Here is a 22,276-nt window from a genome sequence, read left to right as displayed (position 1 = left end):
GCTTGTCGCGCAAGCTGACACGAACACTCCGGCGGTGGCTGTATATCGGCCACCGCTGGATCGGCATCGTCACCTGCCTCTTCTTCGCGATGTGGTTCATCTCCGGCGTGGTGATGATGTATGTCGCGTTTCCCGGCCTCTCCGATAAAGAGCGGCTGGCGGCATTGCCCGATATCGTCTGGGAGAAAGTGGCGCTCTCTCCCGACGAGGCGATGAAGGCTGCCGGTGCCACGCGCTATCCGCGCGAATTGCGATTGAACATGGTTGCCGACGAGCCGGTGTATCGGTTGACTGGCTGGGACGGCAAACGGCAAACCATCTCCGCCGTCGATGGCCGTACCATCACCGAGATCAACGAACTGCAGGCACTTGCAGTCGCGCGGCATCATCCCGCCAGCAAGTTGCCTCAGCTCGAAGAGACCGTCGATCGCGATCAATGGAGTGTCACCGCACGCTACGATCCACTGCGACCATTGTATCTGATCACACTCGGCGACGATGCCGGCACCAAACTCTACGTCTCCTCGCGCTCCGGCGAGATCGCACTCGATACCAACCGCACCGAGCGCATCTGGAACTGGCTCGGCTCGATCCCGCATTGGATCTATCCGACCGTGTTGCGCAAGGACGGACCGCTGTGGCGGCTCGTCGTGCTGTGGATCTCCGGCATCTGTTTGATCGTCGGCGTTACCGGAATATGGATCGGCATTCTGCGCGTGCGCCTCAAGCGACGCTATGCGAGCGGCAACATCACGCCCTATCGCGGCTGGATGGCATGGCATCACGTCACGGGCCTGATTGCCGGCCTGTTCGTGCTGACCTGGATGTTCTCGGGCTGGCTGTCGCTCGATCCCGGCCGGGTTTTTGCCGACCGCAATACGCCACGCGAGGTATTGCAGCGCTACGCCGGCCACGATGCGCCAACCATAGCGGCAGCCCTTCGCGCACCAGCGGACAAAGCCGCGGTCGAAGCGCGCTTCGTGTGGCTCGACGGGGCGCCTCTTATGATTGTCGCGAAGCGCGACGGCACGAAGACGGTGATCGATCCGGCAAGCGGCGAAATCGCGAGGCTGCCGCAAGATCGTCTCTGGAAAGCCGCAACAACACTGCTGCCGGGCTCACGCCTAGAAACCCGGCTAAGCATCAGAGAATACGACGCTTATTGGTACGCACACCACAATGACCGCGAATTGCCGGTGTTGCGCGCCAAATTCGATGACGACGCGCAAACCTGGTTTCACATTAGCCCCGTCACCGGCGACATCCTCGGCCGTATCGACTCAAGCCGGCGCACCTATCGCTGGCTGTTCAACGCGCTGCACAGTTTCGATTTTCAGTTGCTGCTGATGTATCGCCCGGCCCGGGACATCGTGGTGTGGCTGCTGTCGATTCTCGGCACCATCGTCTCGGTGAGCGGCGTCGTGATCGGCTGGCGTTATCTCAAACGCTAGACTGCGAGCGGCCGCGGCGGCTGTCGCAATTGCTCCGGCGGATTCATCGGCTCGGGCGGGATCATGCCAATCAGCGCCTTGCGGTCGGCAACGGCGTTGTGGAATTGCTCAAGCGCAATGTTGAAGGCTGTCAGCGTGCCTTCCTCGATGGCGCCGTGCTCGTAGCAATTCAGCGTATGACGCAGAATATCGTCGGCCTCCACCTGCATCGTATCGAGCTCTTCGAGAGACTCGCTCTTGCGTGCGGCGGCAATCATGTCGAGCAGACGATCGCGCTCCGACACATTCACGTTGCGCTCGTCCTTCTTGAGATAGCTCGCGAACCAGGCGCCGATCGAGCCCATCGCCGAGAGCCCCATCAGGCTCCACCAGATGTAATCGCTGTAGCGATCGAGGAAGGTCTTTTCTTCACCATCCACATAGGCGGCCGCGCCGGGATGCACAGGAATAACCGCATCCTTGTCGGTATCGGGCGTCTCGATCTTCGCCGCCAGCGGGAAGTCGTTGATGATCTGCTGACGGATCGCAAACAGCTGCCGCGTGAAGGCGGCGATGGTCACATCCGACAGGCTCTGCCGTGCCACGATGTGATGCGAAAAACTGATGGTCTTGACGTCATCGTCGGGCCGCGCCGGCGCGCCGCCGAATGCGCCGGCAGGAATTTCCGATGATTCATACATCGGGAAATTCTGCGCGATGGCTTCGGCCGAATCGATCGCGAGGAAAGTCGGCGTGCCATCGCGGCTCGAAGCCTGGATGGCGTCATTAGTGATCTTGCTGTTCACGGGACCTGCCGCGATGAACGCATCGACCTTCTGGTCCTTCACGGCCTCGGCCACTTCGGTGGTCGAGAACTGCACGATGGTGACCTTGGCGGGATCGACGCCGTATTGCCGCAGGATGATGTTCAGCAGGTTGACGTTGGCCTGCGTCTTGCCGATCACACCGACACGGCGTCCGGCGAGCTGCGAGAATTTGGTGATCTTGGGTCCCGACTTCTTGCCCTTGGCCGCCGGCGGCACCCATATCACAGCGACGTTCTTGCGCAGCGTAGCGACCGCGCGCGCATTTTTTGGTACTTCCAGATCGCCGCGGATGATCGCGAGATCGGCCTTGCCATCCGCAAGCGCCTTGGCGCTGGCTGTGGCACCTTCGGTGAGGATCGGCCGCAGCCGGACTGTATAGTGATCACGCGAGAACGATTGCACCAGCGCCTGCACGACCTTGACGTCATCGCTGTTCGGTGGACCGACGGCGATGCGCAGCGGCACCGGCTTCATGGCGAAGTAGTAAGCGCCGGCCACGGCCGCGACGATCGCCAGCGTCCCGGCCAGCGTGATCAGCGTCATCTTGCGCCGGATCGACCGCGGCGACGGCGGCCCCACCGGCCCGATAACATCGGGACCGTCTGCCATGGATCTGGAAAACAATCGCTTCAAATTCATCTGCGCCAAATGGGTTCGAGCGACAATGTAGCAAAGTTTCGGGTCGACGCGCCGTTCCACCGGCAGCATGGTTACCGGCACGCTTGGTTACCGTTCTGCATGCGCGGCATTTGCTGCCTTATTGTGGCATGGATCCCAACTGTGTCACCGGGCGTTAGAGTAAAGTTCAAGTGAAGCAGGAGGTTGGCATGGTGGAACGACTCTCGGCCGAGGCCCGCAACGCGGCGCTCAAGGAGCTCTCCGGCTGGAGCGAGGTCTCCGGACGGGATGCCATCGCCCGGACCTTTACGTTCAAGGATTTCAATGAGGCCTTCGGTTTCATGGCGCGGGTCGCCATGGTCGCCGAGAAGAGCGACCACCACCCGGAATGGCGCAATGTTTACAAGACGGTGGAGGTAGTTCTGTCCACCCACGACGCCGATGGCGTCACCAAGCGTGACATCGATCTGGCCAGGGCCATGAATACCATCGCCGGGCAACTCGGCCACTCCTGAGCGTTGCTGAATGTTGCGACCGCCGCGCCACATCACCATTTAAAGAGAACGCTGCAAACTGCAGCCGCGAGGACATTGCTGATGGCAACCGACCACAGCGTGGGCTTTGAGCCAGCCGATGAACTGGCCAAAGACCGCGAAAGCGTACGCAAGCAGTTCTGGCGCAAGCTGAAAAAGCTGGCCGTCAGGCTACCTTTCGCCGAAGATCTGCTGGCCGCGTATTATTGTGCCTTCGATCGGCAGACGCCGCGCCATGTCCAGGCGGCGCTGCTCGGCGCCATCGCCTATTTCGTGCTGCCATTCGATTTCGTGCCGGACATGCTGCCCGTTCTGGGATTCACGGACGATGCCGCGGTGCTGGCCACCGCCTTGCGCATGGTGGCGAGCCACATCAACGAGGACCATCGCGCGGCTGCCAGAGCGGCCATCGCGCGTGGATTGGCGAAGGGTGAAACGGACGCGTAATCCGCGTCCGCCTCATTCAGTTTTATGGATGAAGGATCACTTTACCCATGGCCTGACGGCCTGCCAGTACCTTCAACGCATCGGCTGTCTTGGCCAACGGGAAAGTCCTGTCGACATGGGATGAGATCTTCCCTTCGGCCGCCCACTTCACCAGCTTTTCCAGATTGGCACGGTTCTTTTCGGGATTCTGCCGTACCCATGCGCCCCAGAACACGCCGCGGATGTCGCAGCCCTTCAGCAGCGCGAGATTAAGCGGCATCTTCGGAATGTCGCCGGCGGCGAAGCCGATTACCAGGAAGCGGCCCTCCCAGGCGATGGCACGCAGCGAGGCTTCCGCGTATTTGCCGCCCACCGGATCGAAGATGATGTCGACACCCTTGCCATCGGTCAGCTTCTTCAGGCCTTCCTTCAGATCTTCGGTTGCGTAATTCAGGCCGATATCCGCGCCGTGCTTCTTGGCGAATTCCAGCTTCTCATCCGAAGATGCGCAGGCGATGACCTTGAGACCCAGGAGCTTGCCGAGTTCGCAGGCCGCGAGGCCCGTGCCACCGGCTGCGCCGAGCACGGCCAGCGTTTCGCCGGGCTTCGGGCTGGCGCGATCTTCCAGCGCATGCAGCGCCGTGCCGTAAGTGATGATCACACCCGCGGCGCGGTCGAAATCGAGATTGTCGGGAATCTTCACGGCGGATGCCGCAGGCACCGCGATCTTTTCACGGGCGCCATTGTGGCCCACGGATGCGACCACACGGTCACCAACCTTGAGACCGGTCACGCCACTGCCGATGCTCTCGATCACACCAGCGACTTCCGCAGCCGGCGAGAACGGGAACGGCGGCTTGATCTGGTACTTGCCCTGGATCATCAGGATGTCGAAGAAATTCAGCGCCGCCGCCTTGATGGCGATAACGACCTGACCGTCACCGGCAACGGGATCATCGATATCGGCGAGAACGAGATCATCGGGTTCGCAAAATTGCGAGCAGAGAATGGCTTTCATCTGATCATCTGACCTTCGGCTTGAGACAGTTGAAGGGAGTCATGCCGGATTTGACGGCGCGCTACAATCTGATTCGAGAAAAGGTAATTCCGCCACGCGGCCAACCGAGGAACCGTCCCATGTTCGAGACAACGCTGCTCGCCAACAAGCGCATTCTGGTCACCGGCGGCGGTTCCGGCCTCGGTGCGTCCATGAGTCGCCGCTTTGCGGAGCTGGGCGCTGAACTCATTCTGTGCGGTCGCCGACTTGAACTGCTCGAGCAAACTGCGGCGCAACTGCGTGCAGATTTCGGCGGCAAGGTGAGCGTTGCCCGATGCGACATTCGTGACGCAGCTGCGGTCGAGGCGATGATGGAGACGATCTGGCGCGACGGGCCACTCGACGTCCTCGTCAACAATGCCGCGGCCACCTTCATCGCACAGAGCGAGCACCTCTCCGCCCGCGCCGCCGATGCGATCCTCGCACCGACGCTGCACGGCGCCATGTATTGCACCCTTGAAGCCGGACGGCGCTGGATCGTAGGACACCACAAGGGCGTCGTGCTGAGCATCCTCTCGACATCGACCATCACCGGGCGCGCTTTCACGGTACCATCGGCGATGGCCAAATCCGGACTCCTTGCAATGACGAAGTCCCTTGCGGTGGAGTGGGGACCGAAGGGCATCCGCACCGTTGCCATTGCGCCCGGATCGTTCCCCACCACTGGCGCAACCGGGCAGCTGCGGCCCGAGGGACGCGACAACGGCCCTGCGGCACAAAACCCGCTCGGCCGCGTCGGCGAACACAGCGAACTCGCCAATCTCGCAAGCTTCCTGATTTCCGATCAGGCCGGCTACATCAATGGCGAGATGGTGGTGCAGGACGGCGGCGCACACCTGCGCGCATCTGGCGCAGAGGATCTGCTGCAGTGGAGCGATGCGCAGTGGGCGGCGCAGCGTGCGGCGCGTGCAAAAAACTGAGCAGAAAACTGAGGATGACTCCTGCGCCGTCAGCGCGCAGCAAGGCAAGGACGGCTATCCTTGCGGGAGTCGCGCCTGCCTTTTCAAGAAAGCGATTTGCGGATATGGCAGACATCGTGACGTCAGCGATTCCAGATCGTCTTGGTGAAGCCGTCTTGTTGCGAGCCATCTTCCAGTCACAATGATAGAGGATCGAGACTTGATGTCCGTGCGGCGATTCCTGACAGTTGTGTCGATGAGTGTAGCGATGGTCGGTATCTCCGATCTTGCGCAGGCGCAGAGCGCTGCTTCGAAGGGCAAGGCCGCCGCACCACCGAAGGCAGCGCCCACACCGGCAAAGCCCGCAGCCGCGGCGCCTGCTGCAGCGGGTGGCGCAGAGCCCACGCTGGTCGGACAGTTCGGCTCGTGGGGCGCCTACACCGCCACACCGAACGGCAAGAAAGTCTGCTTCGCCCTGGCCAAGCCCGCGTCGTCGAAGACCAATCCGGCGAACCGCCCGCGCGATCCTGCTTACGCCTTCGTCTCGACCCGCCCCGCCGAGAAGGTAACCAACGAAGTCTCGATCATGATCGGCTATCAGTTGAAGCCGGGCTCCGAGTCCACGCTGGAAGTCGGCGGCGCGCGCTATGCGATGTACACGCAGGGCGACGGGCTCTGGATCAAGAATGCCGCCGAGGAAGAGCGTATGGTGGAAGCCCTGCGCAAGGCAGCGGACGTGACCGTCAAAGGCGTCTCCGCCAAGGGCACCGAGACCACCGACACGTTTTCGCTGAAGGGTCTGGCCCAGGCGCTGGACCGTCTCGCGCAGGATTGCCGGCGGTAATTGCCGCCAAAATCCCGGCTAAATCCTTGTCGTCGTTAATATTGCCGCATTTCGCGCCTTTTCATTCGGGCGCGAAAAGCTTATTTGAGGTCGGCCTGTTTAAGGTCAGATTTCCCGCGACATCATAGATCGAACGCCATGACCCCCGTTTCAGCCGAGGCCGGTTCCGCCATCGACGCTTCCCGCGCATTGCCCGCGGGCGAGATGCCGCTGGAGAAGATCGCCACGGAGACCTATGTGCCGCTGGCCAAGCCGTCCTTGATCGGCCTGTCGCGCGCGGAAATCGCCGAGAAGCTCGGTTCCATCGGCGTGGCCGCAGCCCAGCGCAAGATGCGGACACAGCAGATCTGGCACTGGATGTATGTCCGGGGCGTCCAGACCTTTGGAGAAATGTCCAGCATTTCCAAGGATATGCGGGCTGAACTCGAAAAGCATTTCACGGTGGCGCGGCCCGAGGTGATCGTCGAACAGATCTCCAATGACGGCACCCGGAAATGGCTGCTGCGGCTGCCTTCAGGTACCGCCGGCGAGAAGGCCCATGAGGTCGAGTGCGTCTATATCCCCGAAACCGACCGCGGCACGCTCTGCGTCTCGTCGCAGGTCGGCTGCACCCTGAACTGCTCGTTCTGCCACACCGGTACCCAGCGGCTGGTGCGCAACCTGACGGCCGGCGAGATCGTCGGCCAGATCATGGTGGCCCGCGATCGCCTGGGTGACTGGGCCGACCGCGAGACCCCGGACGGTAACCGCCGCGTCACCAATATCGTGATGATGGGCATGGGCGAGCCGCTCTACAATTTCGATGCGGTGCGCGACGCGCTGCTGATCGTCTCCGACAATGAAGGCATCGGCATTTCGCGCCGGCGCATCACGCTCTCGACCTCCGGCGTGGTGCCGAACATCAAGCGCACCGGCGACGAGATCGGCGTGATGCTGGCGATCTCGCTGCATGCGGTGCGCGATGAACTGCGCAACGAGCTGGTGCCGCTGAACAAGAAATATCCGCTCGAAGAACTGATGCAGGCCTGCCGCGATTATCCCGGCGCCTCCAACGCACGGCGCATCACCTTCGAATATGTGATGCTGAAGGGCGTCAACGACTCGCTCGAGGACGCCAAGCTGCTTGTGAAGATGCTCAAGGGCATCCATGCCAAGATCAACCTGATCCCGTTCAATCCATGGCCCGGCACGCGTTACGAATGTTCGGAGTGGGACCAGATTGAGAAATTCTCCGAATACATCTTCAATGCCGGCTATTCCTCCCCGGTGCGCACGCCGCGCGGCCGCGACATTCTCGCCGCCTGTGGGCAATTAAAGTCGGAGACCGAGAAACTGTCGGCGCGTGAGCGTCAGGCATTACGCGCGATGGCGATGACGGACTGACGATGGCGCTGATCGGCCGCCTGTTCGTCATCTTTCTCGGCTTCTGTGCCGCCTGTCTCGTCGGTGGCGCGATCGTGGTGTTCTCGATCCTGTTTCCGGAGCTCAGCGCGCTCGATACCGGCGTCATCGATCCCAACACCATCAATATCCTGCTCGGCTTCGGTTTCATCTTCATCAGCGGCTTCGCGCTGATTCCGGCGATGCTCGTCGTCCTCATTACCGAGGCCTTCTACATTCGCAGCGTCATCGTCTATGCGCTCGGCGGCGCGGCGGTCGGGCTCGCCTGCTATCTCGGCCTGATCCCTTACGATCCCGCCACCATGACGTTCGACGGCATTGTGCGGCGGCATCTCGAAGTGATGACCGGCGCGGGCATCATCGCGGGGCTGATCTACTGGGTGATAGCCGGCCGCAATGCCGGCGCCTGGCGGCAGCCGCGGCGCGCACCACCGCAGCCCGATGTCGCGGCCGGCCCCTAGTGCACTGGCTTTCCTTCAACTCCTGCCTCGGTTAAACCGCCCGCCATGAACCGGACCGGACTCCTCATCGCGCTTGGGCTGTTTGCCGCCATTGCCATTATCTTCGGAGTCTGGCCCGAACTCGACCTCAAGCTCGCGGCACTGTTCTACGATCCCGAAACCAGGCGTTTTCCCACGACGTCGCTGCCCTATGCGCAGCTCGCCCGCGATGCGGCGATGTGGATCGCATGGGCCTTTGTCGCGCCCTCGATCCTCGCGCTGATCGTGAAGCTGATCTGGCCGAACCGGCCGCTGCTGGTGAAGGGCCGCACCATGGCCTTCCTGATCCTCACCATGCTGATGTCGGCCGGCATCCTCACCAATTTCACCTTCAAGACCTTCTGGGGCCGGCCGCGGCCAGTAACGGTGACGGAATTCAACGGTCCCTGGCAGTTCAAGGCCTGGTGGGATCCGCGGGGAGAATGCGGCCGCAACTGCTCGTTCTTCTCGGGCGAGGGTGCCACGGCGTTCTGGACCTATGCTCCGGCCGCGCTGGCGCCGCCGTCGGTGCGGCCCTACGCCTATGCGGCAGCGACGGTGTTCGGCCTCGCCACCTCGGGCTGGCGGATGGCCTTCGGCGGCCATTTCTTTACCGACGTGACCATCGCCGGCCTCGTCTCATTCCTGGTCATCTGGTTGATTCACGGATGGATTTACCGCTGGCCCTCGACCCGGAAGACCGACGAGGAGATCGATGCTGCGTTGACGCGCTTCGCCTGGCCGGGCTATCGCTGGCGGCAGAAATTGCGCGGTCGCGACATCGGTCCCGTGCCGGACGCGATTCCCGTCAACCGCCGTTAAACGGGTGATCTTCACGGGACGTTTGATAGCGCCCGTATGCACCCGAAACTGCCCCGATTGGACGTTCGATGACCACGATCTTGAAGAGCCTGCCCCAAGGAAAAAACGTCGGCATCGCTTTCTCCGGCGGGCTGGACACATCAGCCGCACTGCTCTGGATGAAACAGAAGGGCGCCAAGGTCTTCGCCTATACCGCCAATCTCGGCCAGCCTGACGAAGCCGACTACGACGAGATTCCGCGCAAGGCCATGGAGTTTGGCGCGGAGAAGGCCCGCCTCGTGGATTGCCGCACCCAGCTCGTCCATGAAGGTATCGCCGCGATTCAATCCGGCGCGTTCCACGTCTCGACCGGCGGCATCGCCTATTTCAACACCACGCCGCTCGGGCGCGCCGTGACCGGCACCATGCTGGTCTCGGCCATGAAGGAAGACGGCGTCAATATCTGGGGCGACGGCTCGACCTATAAGGGCAACGACATCGAGCGGTTCTACCGCTACGGCCTGCTGACCAATCCGGAGCTGAAGATATACAAGCCCTGGCTCGACGATCAATTCATCGACGAACTGGGCGGCCGCGCGGAAATGTCGGCCTTCATGACCGCCCACGGCTTCGCCTACAAGATGTCAGCCGAGAAGGCGTATTCGACCGACAGCAATCTGCTCGGCGCGACCCATGAGGCCAAGGATCTCGAACAGCTCGATAGCGGCATCAAGATCGTCAACCCGATCATGGGCGTGCCGTTCTGGCGCGACGATTGCGCCGTCAAGGCCGAGAAGGTCGTGGTGCGGTTCGTCGATGGCCAGCCCGTTGCGTTGAACGGCCAGACCTTCACTGACGCTGTCGCGCTGTTCCTCGAGGCCAATGTCATCGGCGGCCGCCATGGTCTCGGCATGAGCGACCAGATCGAGAACCGGATCATCGAGGCCAAGAGCCGCGGCATCTATGAAGCGCCGGGCATGGCGTTGCTCCACATCGCCTATGAGCGTCTCGTAACCGGCATCCACAACGAAGACACCATCGAGCAATATCGCATGAGCGGCATGAAGCTCGGCCGGCTGCTCTATCAGGGCCGCTGGTTCGACTCGCAGGCCTTGATGCTGCGCGAGACCGCGCAGCGCTGGGTAGCCCGCGCGATTACCGGCGAAGTAACGCTCGAACTGCGCCGCGGCAATGACTACTCGATCCTCAACACCGAGAGCCCCAACCTGACCTACGCGCCCGAGCGGCTCAGTATGGAGAAGGTCGAGGATGCGCCCTTCACGCCGGCGGACCGGATCGGCCAGCTCACCATGCGCAACCTCGACATCACCGATACCCGCGCCAAGCTGGATCTGTATTCGAAGGCGGGTCTGTTAAGCGCCGGCGAAGGCTCGAACATTCCGAAGCTGGACAACGGCAAGAACTGATCGCGGCGGATTACGCTTCGCTAATCCACTCTACGACCGGATGTCATCAACGCGACATCCGGTTGTCGTAACTGCAAGGACAACGCCTGCCACCCATTTTGCGGGAGCACTTCCTTGAACAACGTATCGAAGATCGTTTCACTGGCCGCGTTCGCGGCCTTTTTCATGAGCGCCCCCCTCTGCGCCCAGACCATCTATCCGCTCGACCGCGCTGATATCCTCGCGGGCGCGAAATTCGACTTCAAGGTCGAGTTTCCCGAACTCGTTCAGGCCGCCGACATCAAGGTGACGATCAACGGCGCCGATCAGACCGCAGCGTTCGGCAAATCCGCTGATTACATCGCGAAGGAAGACGGCAAGGATCAGTCCGCGCTGCTGCTGCGCGACGTGACGCTCGATAGAGCCGGGACTTACAAGATCGAAGTCAGCGACGGCATGCGCAGCCGCGCGGTGACGTGGAACGTCTACGACACTGGTCCGCGCAAGGCGAAGAACGTGATCCTGTTCATCGGCGACGGCATGTCGCTGGCGCATCGCGTCGGCGCACGCTTGCTGTCGAAGGGCATTTCCGAAGGCAAGAGCCGCGGCAAGCTCGCCATGGACGACATGCCGCATATGGCGATGGTAGCAACGGCGGGCTCCGACTCCATCATCACCGATTCCGCGAATTCGGCCAGCGCCTATGCCACCGGCCACAAGACCGCGACCAATGCGATGGGCGTCTACGCGGATCGCACGGCGAATGTATTCGACGACCCGCAGGTCGAAACCATCACCAGCCTCGCGAAGCGCAAGCTCGATCTGGCAATCGGCATCGTCACCAATACCGAGGTCGAGGACGCGACGCCCGCCGCGATGATCGCGCATACCCGCCGCCGCGCGGCCTATGACGAGATCGTTGCGCAGTTCCTTGCGGCCAAGCCGGACGTATTGATGGGCGGCGGCGCAGCGAATTTCCTGCCGCAGGCGGCCGCGACATCGAAGCGCAAGGATGACGTCGACTATGTCGCGCGCTTCCGCGAGGCCGGTTATTCGGTTGCGACCACCGCGCCCGAATTGAACGGCCTCGCCAAGAAGCCGGAGACGCGCAAACTGCTTGGACTTTTCACGCCTGGCAATATGGACGGCGTGCTGGATCGCAAGTTTCTCGGCGGCGGCGGCGTGAAGAAATTTCCGCAGCAGCCTGATTTGACCGAACAGGTGCATGGCGCGCTCAAGATCCTGTCGCGCAACGACAACGGCTTCTTCCTGATGGTCGAGTCCGGCCTGATCGACAAATACGCCCATCTGCTCGACATGGACCGCGCCGTCTATGACGTCATCATGCTCGACAATGCCGTTAAGCTGGCCCGCGACTGGGCAGCCAAGCGCGGCGACGATACGCTGATCCTTGTCGTCTCCGACCACAACCACCCCAACAGTCTCGTCGGCACCGTCAATGACGACATGAGCAAGGAGTCAAACCTGCTGCTGCGCGAACGGCTTGGCGTCTATGAGAAGGCCGGCTTCCCGAACTATCCCGCGCCGGATGCCGAAGGCTATCCATCGCGCGTCGATGTCAGCCGGAGGCTTGCGATCATGTCGGCGAGCCTTCCCGATCACTACGAGACGCTGCGGCCGAAGCTCGACAACCCGAACGATCCGACCGAGAAAGGCGACGAGCCCGGCACTTTCAAGGCCAACGAGAAATACAAGAATGCGCCCGGCAGCATGCTGCGGCTCGGCAACCTGCCGGCCATGATGGGCGCCAGCGTGCATTCCGGCGAGGACGTAATCCTCACCGCCATCGGCCCCGGCAGCGACCGTGTGAAGGGCTCGATGGACAATACGGACGTGTTTCGCGTGATGGTGGATGCGTTGGGACTGGCGACGAAGTAGTAGCGGAGCTCCGCTTATCCCTCCCCCTAGCGTGGCGTAGCCACGCCGCGCGGGGAGGGTGGCACGACTGCGAGCGTTCAGCGAGCATCGTGACGGGTGGGATGCTGCCACACACTCCGTCCTTCCGTGGGAGAGCCCCCCCGGCCTATCGGCCGACCCTCCCCGCTGCGCGGCTGCGCCGCTTGGGCGAGGGAGACCGCAACGACAGCGCTTCAACAATCAACGAAAACAAAAATGGCCGGGACTGCTCCCGGCCACTTTCATTTTCTACTCGCCTCAGCGACGCGGCGGTGCCGTGCCCGGAGGCGGCGGGGGCAGCGACGCCTGACCGCCATTGAGCAGCGGCGTGATATTGCGGATCGTGACGCGGCGGTTCTGACGCTCCGGACCGTCGGTCTGGATCTTTAGATACTGCTCGCCATAACCCTGCGACGTCAGGTTTTCTGCCGGCACCTGGAATTGCTGGGTGAGCAATTCAGCCGCCGACTGCGCGCGGCGATCCGACAGCGACAGATTGTCGACATCGGAGCCAACCGCATCGGTGTGTCCCTCGATCAGGAACACCGCGCGCGGGTTGCGCGAGATCGCCCGGTTCAGACCATCCGCGATCACCTGCAGCTTCGAGGCCTGATCCGGCGGGATATCCCACGAGCCTAGCTCGAAGTTGATCGAGTCCAGATCGATCGACGGCATGCGCTGGCGCACCATCGGGCTGTAGCGGATTTCATCGAGCGTATAGCGGCGCTCGATGCGATCCACCGGAGGCGCGATCAGCGTGTCGTAGACCAGATCGGGCGAGGCCTGATCGTAATCGACGATGTAACGGTTCTGCGGAATCCGGATCATCGGCGGCGGCAGATCGACATAGAAGCCGAGTCCACCCGGACCGCCGGGGCCACGCGGACCGCGGAACGAGTTATCGATGATGATGATCTCGCGTCCCTCACGATCCCTGCGGATACGTCGCAGCAGCTGGCCGTCGCGGCCGACCACCGTGATGATCTGCGAACCGTCGGGACGGATCACGATGGTCCGGTCCTCGCCGCCGACCCGATCCGTACGGATGTCACGCGCGCCGTAGCGGAAGCGATCGACCTCGTTGTGGCGGATGAACGACTGACCGCTCGGATCCTGCACGATGATGCGTCCAGGCTCGGTGATGATCGTGCGACCGCCTTCCTGGCGCTCGCTGCGCTGGCCGCGGAAATCGCCCATGTTGCGCGGCCCTTGGGGGGCAGCGCCTGGTGCGATCGGCGTCAGCGCCGCTGCCGGCGGCGGCGCCTGAGGGATCGGTGCCGTCACGGTCGGTGCGGGCGGCTGCACGACCTTGATGTTGCCGCCACCGGGGGCAACCACGAGAGGTGCAGCAGTGCTCGTGGGCGGCGCAGCGGCGGGTGCCGTAGCGTTCGGCGCGACACCGGGCGCAGCAGCGTTGGGCGGCGTGCCGGGTGCACCGGGCGCGCCTGCGCCCGGACCACCAGGAGGACCACGGCGGCCATCCGAACCTCGTCCGTCAGGACCACGCCCATCAGGGCCACCGGGGCGACCAGACGGAGGCGCACCCGCAGCAGGCGGTGTGCCAGATGCAGCCGGAGCTGCCGACGGCGCCGGTGCTGCAGCAGGAGGCGTTGCCGCAGGGGAGTCGCAGCCGCTGGCGGCGTCGCCGGTGTTGGAGCCGGTGGCGGCGCAGCAGCAGGAGCCTGCCGCGCGGCAGGCGGAGTTGCTGCAGGCGGTGTCGCTGGCGCCGCGGCTGGTGGCGTTGCAGGCGCGGGACGTGCGCCGGCCGGCGGCGTTGCACCGGGTTCACGGCGCTCAGGACGTCCTTCGCCGGGCTCGCGACGTTCGGGACGCGCAGCGGGCGGCGTTGGCGCGGACGGAGCTACAGGCGCAACGGTGGGCGCTGGAGGTGCGGCACGCGGGGCCGGAGGCGCGACGGGAGCCGGCGGCGGAGTTGGGCGCGGCGGCGGAGCGGCCGCAGGTGGCGGGGGTGGCGGGGGTGCCGGGCGCGGAGGTGCAGCCGCAGGCGGCGGCGCAGCAGGAGGTGCCGGAGGCGCGGGACGCGCAGCAGGGGGAGCCGGTGGTGGCGGCGGCGGCGCCGCAGGGCGTGCGGCCGGCGGCGCAGCGGCGGGAGGCGCAGCAGCTGGCGGAGCCTTGGGTGGTGCCTTCGGGGGAGCCTTGGGCTCACCTTCAGGCGCAGAAGGTGCGGCCTGCGCGAGCACGATCGGCGCATCGACATTCGACGCATAAGCAGCGGTCGCTGCGATATGCGCAACGCCGAGCGTCGTCGTGGCCAGTAATACGAGACGAAGTTTTGTCATGATAGACCTTGGGCCCCCGGATAAAGATCTTCAACAAACTGATTTTTGTCGGCCGAACAAATCGGCACATTGATCAACTGATATGCATTGGGCCGGAATGTGGCGACAGGCAAATGCAAATTCGTTTTTATTTTCGACACGACAATGGCCTAAACGCGCTTTGTTCATTGCGCGTTCAGGCCATCGATCTGTAGTTCGCTACATCACTGCAGGCGGCCGTTGACCCGGATTGATATCAGGATTTGGAACCGGCATCTCATCAGGCACATCTCCAGGTAGCTCTTCGGGTCGCGACGGCTCACCGGGGTCGCGCACCGGCGGCGGTACCTCGGGCCGCGGATTGCCCGGCGGGCTCTCCTGCGGCGGTTCGGAGGGTTGACCGGGCTTGATCGGCGGATCCTCGACGGGATCGATGCCGGGTGAATCGTCTTTAGGCATCTAGATTGCGACCTTACGGTTGGTGCCGATGTCCGGACGCGTACCAGTCACAGCCGCAGCGGCCATCTTCACATAGCTGATCACAGTGCCCGGCGAGTCCCAGAATTCGGCATCGTCAGGCGTGAACTTCAGCACGCGAATATTCGGATCTTGAGCGCTGTCCCACCACGCCTTTGCGGAGGTGGTGAACAGCTCCTTGATCTTGGCGCGATCGTTCGAGACGGCAGCCGTGCCGCTCACCGACACATACTTCTGATCGCTCGCATCTGCGAAAGAAAGATTCACGTTCGGATTGCGCTTGATCTCATCATCCTTGTGTCTGCGCACATCGCTGAGGAAGTAGACCGCATCGGCTTCGCGATCCACGTAGGCAGCCATCGGGCGCGCTCGCAGCTTGTCGCCATCATGCGTCACCAGCATGGCAAAGCCGATCTTCTTCATCAATTCCCAGGCACGCTCGATATCGCGGGTATTGTCATTGGCCATCATCTGTCTCCCTTGGGGTCGAACTGACAACGGCTCGATCGATACGATGTTCCGCGACAACGGGCCGGATGAAGGCGAGTTTGACAGCGGAACAGGAACCGCTCATCAAGACGCAGTTTGGCCATACTATTTCATCTGGGGGATTCGATGCCGTTCGCCTATTGGAGCATTTTGATTGCTGCACTGCTACCGCTGATTATTATTAGTTATGCCAAAGCGGGATCGCGCGATAACAGCGCACCACGCGACAGCGCCGAGAACCTTTCAGGCGCCAAGCGCCGCGCCTATGCCGCGCATCAGAATGCCTTCGAGAGCTTCCCGTTCTACGCCGTTTCGGTCGTCGCAGCACTGAACTTTGGCGCATCGGCGACGACCGTGAGCGTGCTGGCCGCCCTCTATCTCGCGTTTCGGATTGCGCACGCGCTGCTGTACATCGCGGATAAATCGTCGCTGCGCTCCGCCGCCTATGCCGGCGGCCTCTTCGCCAATATCGCGATCTTCCTGTCGCCGGCGCTGAAGATCAACTTCTTCTAAGTCGAAACACGCAGCAAGCGCCTCATAGCGCATGGTGTCACGCCGCGCTCCTGGCCGGCTTGCGATGGCGCAGGAAGCGGCCGAGCAGACGGCGCTTACCCTTACGCGGGATGAGATCGATGTCGCTGACCAGCTTGGCGCCGCCCTTGCGGCGCTCCAGCACGATCTTGCGGCTGTGGAAGGCTTCAAGCTCGACTCGATGCGCGACAGATACCACCGTGGCGTTGGGCAGCTCCTTGGTGAGCAGCTCCATCATCTTGTCCTGGCTCTTCGCGTCCAGCGCCGAGGTCGCTTCGTCCAGCACAATGATATCAGGGCGGTGCAAAAACAGCCGCGCGAAAGCGAGACGCTGCTTCTCGCCGCCGGACAGCGTCTGGTCCCACGGCGCATCCTCCTCGATCTTCTCCTTGAGATGACCGAGCCCGACCTTGTCGAGGGCCTCGCCGATCTGCTCGACGGTCCAGTCCTCCGACGCCGCGGGATAGGCGGCTGCGCGGCGCAAGGTGCCTGACGGCACATAGGGCTTCTGCGGCAGCATGAAGAGCCGCCGGTCGGGATGGAAATTGACGCTGCCACCACCCCATGGCCACAGGCCCGCAATGGCGCGCACCAGCGTGCTTTTGCCGGTGCCGGACTCGCCCGCGACAAGCAGACGTTCACCAGGCTCGATCTTCACTTCGGCGTCGCCGACGACGGCAGTGCCGTCGTCGAGCGTCACGGAGAGATCATGCAGGCTCAGCATCGTCTCATCCGTCGTTTCGCCGCGCTTGATACGGCCGATACCGTCACCAAGCTCGGCGCGTTCGAGGCCATCCAGCGACATCATCAGTGAGGCGATGCGGCGCGCGCAGGCGTTCCAGTCGGCAAGGCGCGGATAGTTGTCGACCAGCCAGCCGAATGCGCTTTGCACGATGGTGAACGCAGACGCCGCCTGCATCACCTGACCGAGCGACATGCTGCCGTCAAGAAATTTTGGCGCGCACAGCAGCAGCGGCACGACGGGCGCGATCAGGCTCGAGCCCTGCGACACCAACGTGGTACGCATATGCTGTCCGGCGAGACGCGCCCATTGCCTGAGGACATTGCCGAAGGTCTTGTCGATCCCGTCGCGCTCTTCCTCTTCGCCGCCGAGCAGCGCGATACTCTCGCCGTTCTCGCGCACGCGGGTGAGCGCATAACGATACTCGGCCTCGGCCTGGTTCTTGTCTTCGGAGATCTGAACGAAACGGCGGCCGATCACCATGATCGAACCGGATGCGATGGCGGCATAGATGATCGCGGCAATGACGAGGAAGCCGGGAATGGTGATGACGCTGCCGCCGACCGTCAGCGTCAGCGCACCGCCGATCGTCCACAACACAACGATGAAGGTGGTGGCGGAGAGAAACGCGGCAATGACGCCGGAGACGAAATCGACCGGCGAGTCGGTCGCGATGCGCAGATCCTCGGCGATTCGATATTCGGGATTCTGGTGATCGCCACCGACAAGATTGAGCTGATAGTAGCGACCGTTGGTGAGCCAGCGCGACACCACAGAATTGGTCAGCCATGCGCGCCAGCGACGCTGGATGCCCATACGGCCATAGACCTGCGCGACGCCGAGCAACACACTGCCGATCGCCAGCGGAAAAAACACACCGGTGAGATGAAACACGCTGGCCGCATCACGCTTCTCGATGGCATCGAAGATCGCGCGATTCCAGACATTGATGCCGTATTGAAACGCGACATTGCCAACGATCAACAGCACGAGCCCGATCGAGAACATCCAGGCGAGTCTGTCGCCCGACTTGCCCCAGAAGCCCCGCGCGCTGATCCAGAACCGGGTCAGCAGATAGTCCTTACGCGCCTGCTCGGCCTCTTCCGGCGTCAGATCCGGATCGGGCTCCACCACTTCGGGCGGCGGCGGCTCGATATGCTTGCCGTCTTCGCCAATGACGCCGACGATCGGCCCCTTCACATCGGACGCATCGGATGCAGGTGCGGGCTTGGATTCGTTAACGGACTGCGTGTTCATGGCGCGATAACGCCAAGGAAATCAGAAGGTTCCCTCAGGTTCTCGAGCGGCTCAAACGGCCTCGCGCCGGGCCTTGCGCCAGGTGCCGGCCTTGCTGAGTACACGCGACAATTGCTCGACCGAGTAAGGTTTATGCAACAGCTCGAACCCGAAGGTGCCGTTTTGCGCAAGGACATGGCTGTAGCCGGAGGTCAGCACCACCGGCAAGTCCGAGTAGAGTTTTCGAATCTCCTGCGCCAGTTCGATGCCGGTCATCCCAGGCATCACCACATCCGAGAATACCACGTCGTAGTGCGTGGCGTGGCGGGCGAGTTCGGCGAGCGCTTCCTGAGCGTTCGGCCGCAGCACGGTGGTGTAGCCAAGCTCGCGCAACACATCAGTCGCAAAAATGCCGACGTCGCGATTGTCTTCCACCACCAGGACCGACATGCCGTGGCCATCGACAACGGGCGCTTCGCTTGCCGACAGCGCCGGCGCGATGCTATCGCCGGAGACGCGCGGCAGATAGAGCGTGAAAGTGCTGCCCTTGCCGACTTCGCTGGCGACCATGACCTCACCGCCGGATTGTTTGGCAAAGCCAAACACCTGCGAAAGTCCGAGGCCAGTGCCCTGCCCGACCTCCTTGGTCGTATAGAATGGCTCGAAGATGTGCTCGAACTGATCGGCAGGAATACCGGCGCCGGTGTCGGATACTGAGATCGCCACATAGCCGTCAGACCTCAGGGCGAGCGCAACAGGGATTTGCTCTGCCGCGCTGACAGCGATCGTCAGCCGACCCTCGCCCGCCATGGCATCGCGCGCGTTAACCGCGATGTTGATCAACGCGGTTTCGAACTGACCGATATCAGCATCCACGAACAACGCCTCATCGGGCACATGGGTCATAATTTCGATGGGTGCCCCCGTCAGCGTGCCGATAATCTCGCTCACCGAATGCACGCATTGGCCGACATCGAACACTTCAGGCTTCAGCGCCTGGCGCCGCGCAAAAGCCAGCAATTGCGCCGTCAGCTTGGCGGCGCGATTTACTGTTTCGGAGATCGCCGCAATGTAGCGTGCACGACGATCCGGCGAGAGATCGGGCCGTTGCAGCAAATCGACTGACGAACGGATCACGGTGAGCAGATTGTTGAAGTCATGCGCAACGCCGCCGGTTAACTGCCCGAGCGCTTCCAGCCGCTGGCCATGTTTCAGCGCTTCTTCAGCCTCGCGCCGCTTCATCGCTTCGAAATTGAGCCGGCGGGTGCGACGGATCGCGAATACCAGTAATAGGAATAGCAATGCCGTCGCAGGAACACCGAAGATCAGATGATAGCTGATGTTGCGCAGCCAGCGCGCACGGATCGCTGAAGTTTCAAGACCTGCCGCGACATAGACCGGATAGCCGGCGAGCTGCTGATAGCCGATACGGCGCTCGACATTGTCGCCGGGCGAGACAAGCGTGACCAATCCTCCAACAGGATGGGCCGACAATGTGCGGCCCACGGGCCCCTTGGGGTCGAGCCGCACCTCACGGTCGAGCTGCGGATAACGTGCCAGGATCGAACCATCGGTGAGACCAAGCGCAAAGAAGCTCCCGGCATCGTGGCCGATGCGCGCATAGAAACGATCAAAATATTCCGGAAAGACAGAGGCCTGCACCACACCGGTGAAGCTGCCATCGGCCGAGACCCGCCTACGGCTCACGCCAAAGAACGGCGCGCCCTGATAGGGCGGGCGCGGCAACAACGATTGACCGATGAACGTGCCGGCATCACCTGCGATATGGATCCTGTAGTAATCGCGATCAGAGAAATCGAGATCCGGCAGCGTCAGATCCAGACTATTGACCAGCGCGCGGCCTTTATTGTCGAACACCCAGACCGACTTCAACTGCGGCAACGCATCGGTGAGCTGCTTTAGCCGGCCCGCCATCTGGTCCGATTGCGCACGCAGCTCGTCGTCGGATTTGCCGCGTACGATCTCGTTCATTTCGGACAGGCTGCGGTCGATCGTCTCGAACACCTTTAAAGCGTGTTCGTGCGCCACATCGAGCGCGCGCTCGATCTCTCGGTCGGCGATCTCGCGCGTCGACACCCACGACGTCGCCGCCGCGAACAGAAACAGTGCAAGCGGAAGCGCCAGCGAAGCGGCCATCATCCATTGCAGCGTTCTCAACGAATTTTGGTGTTCGGTCTTCACAGCACCTGCCCGACTCCCTGCAGTCTAGCGCAAGGGCGGTGTCTCACCAACCGCTCCGCGGGCGGGAACCCACCGTGGCCGGGAGGAAGTCCTGTGGCGTTAGCCGGCCGCGCTCATTTGCGACCGGAAGGCCCATTTGGTGAAATGCTGCTCGATCCCCGCGAACACCGCGTACATGAGCACGCCTTCGAAGGCGAGCAGCAGCAAGGCGGCGTAGACATTCGCCATGCGGAAGCTGGCGCCCTCCAGCGCAATCAGGTAGCCGAGCCCGGCATTGGCGCCGAGCGTCTCCGATACCACCGTGCCGACGAAAGCCAGCGTGATGGCGATCTTCAGCGAGCCGAAGAAATATGGCAGCGCACGCGGAATGCCGACCTTGAGCATGATGTCGAGCTTGCCGGCGCCGAGTGCCCGCAACACATCCTCGAGTTCCGGCTCGGTTGTCGCCAGACCGGTGGCGATATTGACCACAATCGGAAAGAACGAAATCAGGAAGGCGGTGACGATCGCCGGCACTTCGCCGATGCCGAACCACAGGATCAGCAGCGGCACAATGGCGACCTTCGGGATCGTGTTGAAGCCGATCATCACCGGATAGAGCCCGCGATAGATCGCCCGCGACCACCCCACCACGAGGCCGAGAATGATGCCGAAGCCCACGGCCAGGGCAAATCCGACCATGGTCACCCAGAGCGTGACCCAGGAGTGATAGAGAAACACCCGCCAGAGTTTGAACATCGCCGCAAAGGCGGCTGACGGCGGCTGCAATACCGACGTGTTGACCTTGAAGACGATGCAGGCCAGCTCCCAGACCAGGAAAATGGCAATGGTGAAGAGCCAGGGCGAGAGCTTTTCGAGTGTCCGCGGGTTCATGACTGGCGCACCTGTGCGATCTTCATGCGCAGCTCCATCACGATGTCGCCGAATTCCTTCTCATACGTAACTTGCAGATCGCGCGGGCGCGGGAAATCTACCGGCTTGACCTGGACGATGTGGCCGGGGCGCGCACTCATGACATAGATATTATCAGCAAGGAACGCCGCTTCGCGCAGATCGTGCGTTACCAGTATCACCGTGAAGCCTAGCCGCTGCCACAGATCGCGCAACACGCACCACAGTTCCTCGCGCGTAAACGCATCGAGGGCGGCGAATGGTTCATCGAGCATCAGCAGCGCGGGCTCATGGATCAGCGAACGACACAGCGAGACGCGCTGTTGCATGCCGCCGGACAATTCCCAGGGATAGCGGTCACCGAAGCCGGCGAGACCGACCGTGGCCAGCAACTGCTCGGCCTTGGCGCGGAACTCGGCCTTCTTCGATCGGAACTGCGAGCGATGTGGCTCAACGATTTCCAACGGCAGCAGGACATTGTCGATGACCTTGCGCCACGGCAGCATATTGGCGTTCTGGAACGCCATGCCGGCCATCTTCACCGGTCCCGTCACTTGTTTACCGTCGATGGCGATGGTGCCAGCCGTCGGCTTGTGCAGGCCGGTGACGAGCCGCATCAAGGTGGACTTGCCGCAGCCGGAGGGACCGACCACCGCGGCGAATTCGCCGCGCTGGACTTTGAGCGTCGCATCCTGGAGCGCGACAATGTCACCCGAGGCGCCACGGTATTTGAGCGTGACGCCGTCGATATCTACGAACGCTTCCATGCGCGGCGACCTGACCTTCTGTCG

Annotated in this window: 21 protein-coding genes; 12 read left to right on the top strand and 9 right to left on the bottom strand. The window is 62.6% G+C overall.

What is annotated here, in order from left to right; translation table 11 throughout:
- Window positions 1-2 precede the first annotated feature (2 nt).
- A complete protein-coding gene (locus RSO67_RS18790; protein WP_315840075.1) occupies window positions 3-1,451 on the top strand; it encodes a PepSY domain-containing protein in 1,449 nt (482 codons plus the stop codon).
- Here the strand turns inward: RSO67_RS18790 and RSO67_RS18785 are convergent.
- On the bottom strand, window positions 1,448-2,866 hold the full coding sequence (locus RSO67_RS18785; RefSeq protein ID WP_315840074.1) for a TAXI family TRAP transporter solute-binding subunit: 1,419 nt from the start codon (window positions 2,864-2,866) through the stop codon (window positions 1,448-1,450). The two genes, RSO67_RS18790 and RSO67_RS18785, sit on opposite strands and share 4 nt — an antisense overlap.
- 218 nt (window positions 2,867-3,084) lie before the next feature.
- Between RSO67_RS18785 and RSO67_RS18780 the strand changes: the two genes are divergently transcribed.
- On the top strand, window positions 3,085-3,390 hold the full coding sequence (locus RSO67_RS18780) for a 4a-hydroxytetrahydrobiopterin dehydratase (RefSeq protein WP_315840073.1): 306 nt from the start codon (window positions 3,085-3,087) through the stop codon (window positions 3,388-3,390).
- Window positions 3,391-3,471: 81 nt separating this feature from the next.
- Window positions 3,472-3,855: a YkvA family protein gene (locus RSO67_RS18775; protein ID WP_315840072.1), complete on the top strand. Its 384-nt coding sequence runs from the start codon at window positions 3,472-3,474 to the stop codon at window positions 3,853-3,855.
- Between the two features lie 22 nt (window positions 3,856-3,877).
- On the opposite strand, the gene RSO67_RS18770 is transcribed toward RSO67_RS18775, so the two are convergent.
- On the bottom strand, window positions 3,878-4,852 hold the full coding sequence (locus RSO67_RS18770) for an NADPH:quinone oxidoreductase family protein (protein WP_315840071.1): 975 nt from the start codon (window positions 4,850-4,852) through the stop codon (window positions 3,878-3,880).
- 119 nt (window positions 4,853-4,971) lie between these two features.
- Here RSO67_RS18770 and RSO67_RS18765 point away from each other — a divergent pair, with 119 nt between their 5' ends.
- The 7 genes from RSO67_RS18765 to RSO67_RS18735 all read left to right on the top strand — a co-directional run bounded on the left by RSO67_RS18765 (window position 4,972) and on the right by RSO67_RS18735 (window position 12,620).
- Window positions 4,972-5,811, top strand: a complete 840-nt coding sequence (locus RSO67_RS18765) for an SDR family oxidoreductase (RefSeq protein ID WP_315840070.1) — start codon at window positions 4,972-4,974, stop codon at window positions 5,809-5,811.
- Between the two features lie 202 nt (window positions 5,812-6,013).
- Entirely contained in the window at window positions 6,014-6,634 is a 621-nt protein-coding gene (locus RSO67_RS18760) for an invasion associated locus B family protein (RefSeq protein ID WP_315840069.1), read from the top strand.
- A 204-nt stretch (window positions 6,635-6,838) separates the two neighbouring features.
- Window positions 6,839-8,017, top strand: a complete 1,179-nt coding sequence (gene rlmN, locus RSO67_RS18755) for a 23S rRNA (adenine(2503)-C(2))-methyltransferase RlmN (protein WP_315844300.1) — start codon at window positions 6,839-6,841, stop codon at window positions 8,015-8,017.
- A gap of 2 nt (window positions 8,018-8,019) precedes the next feature.
- Window positions 8,020-8,496: a hypothetical protein gene (locus RSO67_RS18750; RefSeq protein WP_315840068.1), complete on the top strand. Its 477-nt coding sequence runs from the start codon at window positions 8,020-8,022 to the stop codon at window positions 8,494-8,496.
- Between the two features lie 45 nt (window positions 8,497-8,541).
- Complete coding sequence (locus tag RSO67_RS18745; protein ID WP_315840067.1) at window positions 8,542-9,336, top strand: phosphatase PAP2 family protein; 795 nt, start codon at window positions 8,542-8,544, stop codon at window positions 9,334-9,336.
- A 68-nt stretch (window positions 9,337-9,404) separates the two neighbouring features.
- On the top strand, window positions 9,405-10,742 hold the full coding sequence (argG, locus tag RSO67_RS18740; protein ID WP_315840066.1) for an argininosuccinate synthase: 1,338 nt from the start codon (window positions 9,405-9,407) through the stop codon (window positions 10,740-10,742).
- Between the two features lie 165 nt (window positions 10,743-10,907).
- A complete protein-coding gene (locus RSO67_RS18735) occupies window positions 10,908-12,620 on the top strand; it encodes an alkaline phosphatase (RefSeq protein ID WP_315844299.1) in 1,713 nt (570 codons plus the stop codon).
- A 276-nt stretch (window positions 12,621-12,896) separates the two neighbouring features.
- Here the strand turns inward: RSO67_RS18735 and RSO67_RS18730 are convergent, their stop codons facing one another.
- A complete protein-coding gene (locus RSO67_RS18730; RefSeq protein ID WP_315840065.1) occupies window positions 12,897-13,976 on the bottom strand; it encodes an OmpA family protein in 1,080 nt (359 codons plus the stop codon).
- A 310-nt stretch (window positions 13,977-14,286) separates the two neighbouring features.
- Between RSO67_RS18730 and RSO67_RS18725 the strand changes: the two genes are divergently transcribed.
- A complete protein-coding gene (locus RSO67_RS18725; protein ID WP_315840064.1) occupies window positions 14,287-14,940 on the top strand; it encodes a hypothetical protein in 654 nt (217 codons plus the stop codon).
- Between the two features lie 196 nt (window positions 14,941-15,136).
- Here the strand turns inward: RSO67_RS18725 and RSO67_RS18720 are convergent, their stop codons facing one another.
- Entirely contained in the window at window positions 15,137-15,376 is a 240-nt protein-coding gene (locus RSO67_RS18720) for a hypothetical protein (RefSeq protein ID WP_068737881.1), read from the bottom strand.
- Complete coding sequence (locus tag RSO67_RS18715) at window positions 15,377-15,862, bottom strand: pyridoxamine 5'-phosphate oxidase family protein (protein ID WP_315840063.1); 486 nt, start codon at window positions 15,860-15,862, stop codon at window positions 15,377-15,379.
- A gap of 147 nt (window positions 15,863-16,009) precedes the next feature.
- Between RSO67_RS18715 and RSO67_RS18710 the strand changes: the two genes are divergently transcribed.
- Complete coding sequence (locus RSO67_RS18710) at window positions 16,010-16,396, top strand: MAPEG family protein (RefSeq protein WP_315840062.1); 387 nt, start codon at window positions 16,010-16,012, stop codon at window positions 16,394-16,396.
- Between the two features lie 37 nt (window positions 16,397-16,433).
- On the opposite strand, the gene RSO67_RS18705 is transcribed toward RSO67_RS18710, so the two are convergent.
- From RSO67_RS18705 to RSO67_RS18690, 4 genes are all read right to left on the bottom strand, one after another.
- The gene (locus RSO67_RS18705; RefSeq protein WP_315840061.1) at window positions 16,434-18,413 is read right to left on the bottom strand and encodes an ABC transporter ATP-binding protein/permease; all 1,980 of its coding nucleotides are present in this window, start codon (window positions 18,411-18,413) and stop codon (window positions 16,434-16,436) included.
- 51 nt (window positions 18,414-18,464) lie between these two features.
- The gene (locus tag RSO67_RS18700; protein ID WP_315840060.1) at window positions 18,465-20,594 is read right to left on the bottom strand and encodes an ATP-binding protein; all 2,130 of its coding nucleotides are present in this window, start codon (window positions 20,592-20,594) and stop codon (window positions 18,465-18,467) included.
- 99 nt (window positions 20,595-20,693) lie between these two features.
- Window positions 20,694-21,467 (bottom strand): ABC transporter permease, encoded by a 774-nt coding sequence (locus RSO67_RS18695; protein WP_093757930.1) that lies wholly within the window; start codon window positions 21,465-21,467, stop codon window positions 20,694-20,696.
- Window positions 21,464-22,252 carry an ABC transporter ATP-binding protein gene (locus tag RSO67_RS18690; RefSeq protein WP_315840059.1) on the bottom strand — a complete coding sequence of 263 codons (789 nt, stop codon included), beginning with the start codon at window positions 22,250-22,252 and terminating at the stop codon, window positions 21,464-21,466. Before RSO67_RS18690 ends, RSO67_RS18695 begins: the two co-directional genes overlap by 4 nt.
- Between the last annotated feature and the right edge of the window lie 24 nt (window positions 22,253-22,276).

This window comes from Tardiphaga sp. 709, from assembly GCF_032401055.1.
Classification (GTDB): domain Bacteria; phylum Pseudomonadota; class Alphaproteobacteria; order Rhizobiales; family Xanthobacteraceae; genus Tardiphaga.
The sequence above is the reverse complement of the archived record's forward strand: the minus strand, read 5'-3'. Positions and strand labels throughout refer to the sequence as shown.